The 7954-nt window shown below is 41.1% G+C and carries 8 protein-coding genes and 1 tRNA gene; 3 read left to right on the top strand and 6 right to left on the bottom strand.

Translation table 11 applies throughout. From position 1 onward, the window contains the following. Window positions 1–94 precede the first annotated feature (94 nt). The 5 genes from Q0954_RS31665 to Q0954_RS31685 form a co-directional block, all read right to left on the bottom strand. Window positions 95–958, bottom strand: a complete 864-nt coding sequence (locus Q0954_RS31665; RefSeq protein WP_299465228.1) for a transposase family protein — start codon at window positions 956–958, stop codon at window positions 95–97. Between the two features lie 197 nt (window positions 959–1155). Continuing rightward, window positions 1156–1911, bottom strand: a complete 756-nt coding sequence (gene hisF / locus Q0954_RS31670) for an imidazole glycerol phosphate synthase subunit HisF (protein ID WP_299465231.1) — start codon at window positions 1909–1911, stop codon at window positions 1156–1158. 36 nt (window positions 1912–1947) lie between these two features. Further along, a complete protein-coding gene (hisA, locus tag Q0954_RS31675) occupies window positions 1948–2667 on the bottom strand; it encodes a 1-(5-phosphoribosyl)-5-[(5-phosphoribosylamino)methylideneamino]imidazole-4-carboxamide isomerase (protein WP_299465234.1) in 720 nt (239 codons plus the stop codon). Window positions 2668–2788: 121 nt separating this feature from the next. Further along, window positions 2789–3394 carry an imidazole glycerol phosphate synthase subunit HisH gene (gene hisH, locus Q0954_RS31680; RefSeq protein ID WP_299465236.1) on the bottom strand — a complete coding sequence of 202 codons (606 nt, stop codon included), beginning with the start codon at window positions 3392–3394 and terminating at the stop codon, window positions 2789–2791. Window positions 3395–3498: 104 nt separating this feature from the next. Continuing rightward, on the bottom strand, window positions 3499–4626 hold the full coding sequence (locus tag Q0954_RS31685) for a leucine-rich repeat domain-containing protein (RefSeq protein ID WP_299465239.1): 1128 nt from the start codon (window positions 4624–4626) through the stop codon (window positions 3499–3501). Between the two features lie 208 nt (window positions 4627–4834). Between Q0954_RS31685 and Q0954_RS31690 the strand changes: the two genes are divergently transcribed. After that, window positions 4835–4957: a hypothetical protein gene (locus tag Q0954_RS31690; protein ID WP_299465242.1), complete on the top strand. Its 123-nt coding sequence runs from the start codon at window positions 4835–4837 to the stop codon at window positions 4955–4957. Between the two features lie 95 nt (window positions 4958–5052). Next, window positions 5053–6774: a sodium:solute symporter gene (locus Q0954_RS31695; RefSeq protein WP_299465245.1), complete on the top strand. Its 1722-nt coding sequence runs from the start codon at window positions 5053–5055 to the stop codon at window positions 6772–6774. Here the strand turns inward: Q0954_RS31695 and Q0954_RS31700 are convergent. Beyond that, a complete protein-coding gene (locus tag Q0954_RS31700; protein ID WP_299465247.1) occupies window positions 6771–7355 on the bottom strand; it encodes a tetratricopeptide repeat protein in 585 nt (194 codons plus the stop codon). The genes Q0954_RS31695 and Q0954_RS31700 overlap by 4 nt on opposite strands. Before the next feature lie 289 nt (window positions 7356–7644). On the opposite strand from Q0954_RS31700, the gene Q0954_RS31705 reads away from it, so the two are divergent. Further along, window positions 7645–7718, top strand: a tRNA-His gene (locus Q0954_RS31705). Window positions 7719–7954: the final 236 nt, after the last annotated feature.

The following is a 7954-nucleotide window of genomic DNA, read 5'->3' on the forward strand; positions in this document are numbered from 1 at the left end:
AACTTCATTGTAATAGGTATTATAGTTTTTTAGTCGATACAATAATAACCTTTTGCAATGAATTATGGGTATAATTAGACATTATTACGATAAATTAATTATGATGAAGGTTTTGTCTAAACTTCCACCTAAGGTTATGCAATCCTACTGCAATAACCATTACAATATCTCTCATTTCAGTGTTTTTGAGCCTAATTTTATCCTTTACAATCCTTAGCCTCTTCACCGAAGCAAAGACGTGCTCCACTTTCACCCTTATCGCTGAAATAGTTTTATTACACTGTTTCTGAGCTTCACTTAGCTCCCTATTTCTGGGTTTCTTAAAGGGAGTTAGGACTTCTGCCCCCTCAGGTTTAAAGCCTAAATACCCAAGGTCTTCCAATAAAATAGTACCCTCAGGAAAAATATATTCGGACTCTTCTGCCATCGTTTTATCGTGAATACTTCCAGCATAAGTAGGGCTTAAGTACCATATATAACCATTTTCATCAGAAAGAATATGATTTTTAACCATATGTTGTTTCTTTTTGCCACTATACTCGTACTGCTGACGCTCATAATCCTGAGAGCGAGGTATATTTCGTTCACTAGCGTCAATCCATAGGACTGTTTTTGACAACACTAGCAAAGTTTTGTACAAATTACAAGGTGTACGATGGGCGGCTACACCAAGTATTTCAAGACTTTGTTGAAGTATAGGAAGAAGACACTTTACCCAAATACTTACCTTACCTTGGGACATTCTAAATAAGAGTCCCTGATATTGTTGAGTAGGGTTTTCTTTCAAATAAGTAAGTATAAATAGAAGTTTTTCTTCTGTACCACAAAGACTGATGCGAGCATCTTCTTTGAATTTAGGCTTTTGACGAATATTACCTTTTAAATCATAATGTTTGTAATAGTTTTCCCATAAATCTGAGAAAACTTCCAAAAGGTAGAAAAACTCTTCTTTTGCCAAGCTCGTTATAGCTAAACATTCTTGGTAGTTATTTCGGACGACTTTATCATATATTTTCACACTTTATATGTGCCGAAATACTACCTTTTTTGTTGCATAAAAAATTATCGTAATAAACTCTATTAATTGAAATTCAATTTTTTATGCCCTTTTTAATTTCTACAATTTAACTATAACTATACATTATGATAAGTAAATTACCCTCTCACATGAATATTTTCCGCCTTTAGGTAATCTTTCAGTTCTTTGATGCCTATTTCATTGAAGTGAAAAATACTGGCAGCCAGCCCCGCATCGGCGTTGGCCTGTTCAAACACCTCCTTGAAATGTGACTTAGCGCCTGCCCCCCCTGAAGCAATGATCGGAATCATCAAAGCATCAGTCAATTGGCGGGTAGCCTCAAGGGTAAAACCATTTTTGGTACCATCGTTATTCATCGAAGTAAACAAAATTTCTCCCGCGCCACGTTCCTGCGCTTCTTTAGCCCACTCAAACAACTTTATATCCGTTTTTTGTTTGCCTCCGTGGGTGTGCACATACCATTCGCCGGCTACCTCGCGGGCATCTATAGCTATTACAATGCATTGTTCGCCAAACTCTTGTGAGGCTTGGGTTACCAGCTCAGGGTTGCGTACCGCTGCCGAGTTGATGGTAATTTTATCGGCACCCGAATCAAGCAGTACTGAAATATCATCTACTGACTTGATACCTCCACCCACCGTAAAAGGAATGTTGATATTGGCGGCAATGCGTTTGACCAATGCCGCCAGGGTTTTACGTTTTTCATTGGTAGCGGTAATGTCCAAAAAACAAAGCTCATCGGCTCCTTCTTCGGCATACCTTCGCCCCAATTCTATAGCGTCGCCTGCCACTACCAGGTTCTCAAACTGCACTCCTTTGACAGTAAGCCCGTCTTTTACGTCAAGGCAGGGTATAATTCTTTTAGTGATCATAAGTTTTCAATGATTATTTGATGAGAGAGTCACCCATTAGGCAAACTGCTTAAGCTCTTCTAAAGCAATGCGATTTTCGTAAATAGCCTTACCTACAATTACCCCATCAATGCCCTCTTTGTTTAAGTCTTTGATGTCTTGCATGCTGGCTACTCCCCCACTGGCAATAATGGTCATAGTTGGGAACTTTTGCTTAAGTTTACGATAGAGCTCTAGCGCCACCCCTTGTAATAAACCATCTTTTGATACATCGGTACAAAAAAACTGGGTAAGCCCACCAGGTATAAAATCGGCGATAAAGTCATAAATACTTACTTCAGATTCGTCTTGCCAGGCATTGATGGCTATTTTTTCGCCCTTTACGTCTGAGGCAAGCAATATTTTATCTGAGCCAAAAGTTTGTAACCACCCTTTAAAAACTTCGGGTTGCTTGACAGCAAGGCTCCCAATATTTGCCATAGCTGCCCCTGCATCTAATACCGACTGCACCTGCTCGGTTGTTTTTATCCCTCCCCCATAGTCAATCGTCAAATTGGTTTTGGTCGCCATTTGCTCTACCAAAGCCAAGTGTTTGGGTGCCCCACTTTTGGCACCATCAAGGTCTACCACATGCAAACGCTGAAACCCCTCATCGGCATACTTTTGCGCCATTTCTATGGGGTCTTTGTCATATACTCGTTTTTGGCTGTAATCGCCTTGGGTCAATCTTACACATTGCCCATTGATAATGTCTATTGCCGGAATTATTTGAATCATAATAGGTATTAGGGACTGGGTGCTGGGGACTAGCTTTTGTCAACTCGTATTATTTTATTTTCTGTACCAGAATCAGCACCATCAAACCCTGTTCCTAGTACCTAGCGCCCAGTACCTTGTTTTAAAGTTCTAAAAAATTTTGAATGATTTGGCTACCTTGCTGGCTGCTTTTTTCGGGGTGAAACTGCGCTGCATGAAAGTTACCTTTCTCAAGCATGGCCGAAAAGGGTACAATATGGTCGGTTTGAGCTGTTGTATAGTCTGCCAACTCGACATAATAACTATGCACAAAATATACATAATCGTTTGTTGTCAAACCTTTAGTAATTTTCCCGTTCAACTTTTGCAAATTGTTCCAACCCATGTGGGGTACTTTAAGTTTGGCTGATTGTTGTTGGGCAAGACGTTCGTCAAATTTGACTACCTTTATTGGAAAAACCCTCAAGCAGGCTGTATCGCCTTCTTCGCTATGCTCACACAACAGCTGCATGCCCAGGCATATCCCCAAAAAGGGTTGCTTTAGTTGAGGAATTAACTGGTCTAACTGTTTGCTTTTGAGGTAGTTCATTGCCGAATGGGCGTGCCCTACTCCCGGAAAAATCACTTTATCGGCTGAGGTGAGCAGCGCTGGATCGTCGGTAACTAAGGGTGTCACACCCAACCTTTCGAGGGCGTATTGTACCGATTGTGTATTGCCTGCATTGTAACGCAGAATGGCTACTTTCATAGTTTAATGTAGGGAGTGTGTAAAAAAAAGAAACGTGAAGGTACTACTTAGCCTTTGAAATAGCAATAACTCCCAGTTATCAATTGATAATTTACAGGCATTAATCAAACTTGTATCAAAGGGTACTGACGGTGTACTTCGCTGATTTTTTTCAGGGGTATTTGATTGTCACGCAGGTTAAAGGTTTTGAGCTTATCAAGTTGATAAAGTGCAGGAGGAACCGCTTTTAATTGGTTATTTTCTACCGACAAAACCTCCAGGTTTTTTAATTTGCCTATTTCTTCTGGCAACTCCGTGAGTTGATTGTTGTCTAAGTGCAAACTTTTCAGGTTTTGCAACTGACCTATGCCACTGCTCACCCTCTTGAGTTGATTGTTACGCAATGACAAATACTCCAACTTACGAAGATTTTCTATCGATTCGGGTACTTTTTCTATATGATTGTGGTCTATCTCCAGGGCGATTAAACGCCACAAACTGCCTATTTCTGAGGGTAAAATGTGGATTTGATTGTACTTCATGCTCAACTCTCTTAAATTGCTCAAGCGCCCTATTTGCTGTGGAATATTCTGAATAGGCACATTGTAAAGGCTTAAATCTTTGAGCTGTTGCAATAGGCTAATTTCGGCAGGCAAGGTACTAAACACATTGGCGCCCAGCCAGAGCACTTCCAGGTGGGGCAACTCAGTAATGACTAAGGGAAAATCTTTCAGTTGATTTTGGTAAAGTTGTAATACCTTTAGATTGGTAAGCTTTTTAAAGTTTTCGGGCAGGCTTTCCAAACTGTTGTAGTTCATCAGCAATTGCTCTAAACGGGTAAGCTGGGGGATTGACAAAGGAACTTGACGAAATTGATTTACATTCAGGTCGAGCGTTTTTAGGTGAGTAAGTTGTACCAGGTCGTTGGGCAGGTTGGTAAGCTTGTTATGCCCCAAATACAAATGTTGCAACTCGGTTAGTTTACCTACCCCCGGTAATAAATGCTCCATGTGTAGCTCTGAAAAATTCAAGGTAGCATTGTTTCGTAAAGCAGCGTATACTCCGTTCTGCAAACAAGCCATTCGTTTTTGTTTGGTTTCGGTGATTATTTCAAATACTTCTGCCAACATTCCGGTGCCCTCATTGTCGGGTGATACAGATTTTATCAACTGCAAGGCCAGTTCAAAATTAGCCTCTTCGTTGCTCTCAAGCAGCTGCTTTATTTTTTGGGTATGGGCGTCTGTGTTTTTCAAAGTGCAATCAGGTCAAATTCAATAATATAGTTGTCTGAAGGTATATTGCTATGTACAAGGTGCTGTACCACCACTTTGCTTTTATTCTGTCATCTAATGTATAGGTCAAAAATACATTTTTTTTACCATATTTGGGCAAGACCAAATCTATTCATTGAACGCTTTTACCCTGATTTGGTGTTTGGATAGTAAATAAGCACAGTAACCCATGATGAAAAATAAGCACAGCCTCACCAAACGCTGGGAATGGATGTATTGGGTAGTGGTAGCCAGTGCAATATTATACCCTGTATTGATGTATTGGTTTAGCCGTTATTTTGGAAGCTCATAAACCACTTACTATTGCATTAAGGAATACGCTGACACCAAAAACTGGGCAACTTTGCTCAAAAAAATTCAACCCTATAACAAAGCACATACAATATCATGACAATTACTGATTGGCTCATTCTAGTTGCTTTTTTTACATTTACCTTGTGGGATGGCTTACGCAAAAACAAAAGCACAAAAAGCGTAGAAGATTTGCTGCTTGCCAACCGCAGTATGCCTTGGTGGGCAGTAGGTTTATCAGTAATGGCCACTCAAGCTTCAGCCATTTCATTTGTAGGTACCGCCGGACAAGCCTATGTGCACGACATGCGTTTTGTACAAGTATACTTGAGCGTTCCTCTTGCTATGATCATTCTGTCAATTACATTGCTCCCGTTTTATAACCGCCTTAGAATATTTACTGTATACGAAGCCCTCGAACATCGTTTTGGCTTAAAGGTAAGGCTACTAACCAGTTTTTTATTTTTGCTTTCACGCGGGTTGTCTATGGGGCTGGTCATTGCTGCCCCAGCGTATGTACTTTCTGTGATACTTCAGGTACCTCTCTCTTACACCATCGTTGTGATAGGTATAGGCGCCACGGTTTACACCGTATTTGGGGGCATTACTGGAGTTATTCGTACCGACATCAAACAAATGGTACTGATGATGGGTGGGCTCGTATTCTGCTTTGCCTGGATCTGGTCAAAACTCCCTCAGGAAGTAGGTTTTACTGAAGCACTTCAAATTGCCGGAGCAACAGCCAAGCTCAAAACCATTGATTTTACCTTTGATGCTGCCGAAAAATACAACCTCTGGAGTGGACTATTGGCAGGATTGTTCCTCATGTTGTCTTATTTTGGCACCGACCAGTCTCAAGCTCAACGTTACCTTACCGCCAAGTCGCTCAACGACGCGAGGGGTTCGCTTATGATGACGGCTTTCGCCAAAATACCTATGATGTTTTTTATGCTTTTGCTAGGGGTTTTTCTCTATGTATTTTATATTTTTAAAGAAGCTCCCCTGCTTTTTATTCCTAATCAGGCAGCACATACCGAGCAAATGTCTACAGCAAAAAACGCTTATAAGAAAGCGCATCAATTGCGGGCACAGGCAGCCTACCAATACCTGAAGGCTCCACACCACCTGCCCACCAAACAAGCTTTTGTAGCCCAGGATAAAGCGCTCAATCGTTTGCGACAAGCAGAGATAAAACGACAAGAAAAAACTACGGGAATCCGTCGCAACGACACCAACTACATTTTGCCTTACTTTGTGCTTACACAAATGCCAGCGGGCTTGGTGGGCGTAATTGTTGCCACTATTTTGGCGGCAGCCCTCTCAAGCATAGACAGTGGCTTAAATTCGCTGGCGTCCAGTACTGTTATTGATTGGCAAAAACGCTTACATACAAAAGAAAAGCCCACGCGTTATTACCTCAATGCTTCCAGGGTAGCTACCGCAGGTTGGGGCATATTTGCAGTACTGGCCGCACTTGCCTATGGCGAAACCGATTCTATAGTAGAATTGGTAAATAAAGTAGGGAGCTATTTTTATGGGGCTATTCTGGGGGTTTTTGTCCTTATTTGGGTCAAGCCAGCCAATGGTGCCGGGGCTTTTGTGGGGCTTCTGCTAGGTATGTTTACGGTGTTCTTGTTCGACAACCTATACCTACACACCGATACCCAACATTATCATTTTTTTGGCACACATGAAACTCAAGCCTGCAAAAAAGCTTTGGCTTATTTATGGCTCAACCCTATTGGTACGCTGAGCGTAGTTTTTTGGGGAGTGATTATTGGTACAATGAGCAAATATAAAAACAAGCCTGAAAGCTAAAAAGCATCCTGTTCATTTTCCATTTTGTGTAGCAAATAGTTGGCGTCTTCATCGTGGTAACGAATGGCACGCTGAAAATCTACCTTCGCCCCGTCATAGTTGCCCAGATGATAGTTGCAACGCCCTTTCAAACGATAGGGAACCGCCTTGTCTTTGAAATGCCATACTGCCTTGGCAAACTCTTCGTGCGCCAATTGATACTCTTCTAACGCAAACAATGCTTTGCCCTTGATAAGGTAACAGTCAGACAGACTATAGTCATAATTAATGGCTTTGTCACAATTATACATTGCCTCGTGCAGGTTGTTTAGGGCAAAATTACAACGGGCTTTGTGTGCCCAGGCTACGGCGCTTTTTGGGTGATGACTCAACACCGCATCAAAAAAACGTAAGGCTTCCTTATAACGCTCCTGGTCTACCAACTCAATACCACGTTTATACTCTTCGTTTTCGCGCATGGTATCGGTAATGTGGTGCCCCAACATTAGCCGGATGCCAATATATATGGTAGGAATGATAAAATAAATGCCCAAAAAGAAAATCAGGGCAGCAAATGTCAGCAACAGTTGATACCAAGTCATAAGGTTACAATAGAATGGTGTTTGTCATAAATAAAATACAAAACATTTGTGAAGTAGGAAAGTTCTACAGTCATTTTTTATTTGTCAAATTTTTTTTATCTGTATACAAAGAACCTGTGTAAGCACAAGTAAAACCACCTTTCAGTGGGCAAAAACAGCGTCTATCACCTTGTATAGCTACTTTATCGGTATTTTTTATCTCTGGAAATATTTTTTTTTGCAAGCCCTTGCTTTTTTAATTCATAATATATTACCTTTGTCATCCCAAACGGGAAATAAATATTAAATGGCAGCTGTAGCTCATCTGGTTAGAGCGCTGGTTTGTGGTACCAGAGGTAGTCGGTTCAATCCCGATCAGTTGCCCATTTTACCCTCATAAAGTCTTCGCTTTATGGGGGTTTTGTTTTGAGCAAACAACTTTGTGTTTTGCTCACTATTTTTCTCCCATTTTCCGGGTTTAGGTCTTGCTTTTTTAACTTAGAATGTATTACCTTTGCCAACCCAAACGGGAAATAAATATTATAAATGGCAGCTGTAGCTCATCTGGTTAGAGCGCTGGTTTGTGGTACCAGAGGTAGTCGGTTCAATCCCGATCAGTT

The organism is uncultured Microscilla sp. (assembly GCF_947493425.1).
Classification (GTDB): domain Bacteria; phylum Bacteroidota; class Bacteroidia; order Cytophagales; family Microscillaceae; genus Microscilla.

Excerpts from the sequence above, each read along its gene's own strand:
- hisF (WP_299465231.1), bottom strand. The coding sequence starts at position 1,911 with ATGATCACTAAAAGAATTATACCCTGCCTTGACGTAAAAGACGGGCTT.
- hisA (WP_299465234.1), bottom strand. The coding sequence starts at position 2,667 with ATGATTCAAATAATTCCGGCAATAGACATTATCAATGGGCAATGTGTA.
- hisH (WP_299465236.1), bottom strand. The coding sequence starts at position 3,394 with ATGAAAGTAGCCATTCTGCGTTACAATGCAGGCAATACACAATCGGTA.
- Q0954_RS31690 (WP_299465242.1), top strand. The coding sequence starts at position 4,835 with ATGATGAAAAATAAGCACAGCCTCACCAAACGCTGGGAATGGATGTAT.
- Q0954_RS31695 (WP_299465245.1), top strand. The coding sequence starts at position 5,053 with ATGACAATTACTGATTGGCTCATTCTAGTTGCTTTTTTTACATTTACC.
- Q0954_RS31700 (WP_299465247.1), bottom strand. The coding sequence starts at position 7,355 with ATGACTTGGTATCAACTGTTGCTGACATTTGCTGCCCTGATTTTCTTT.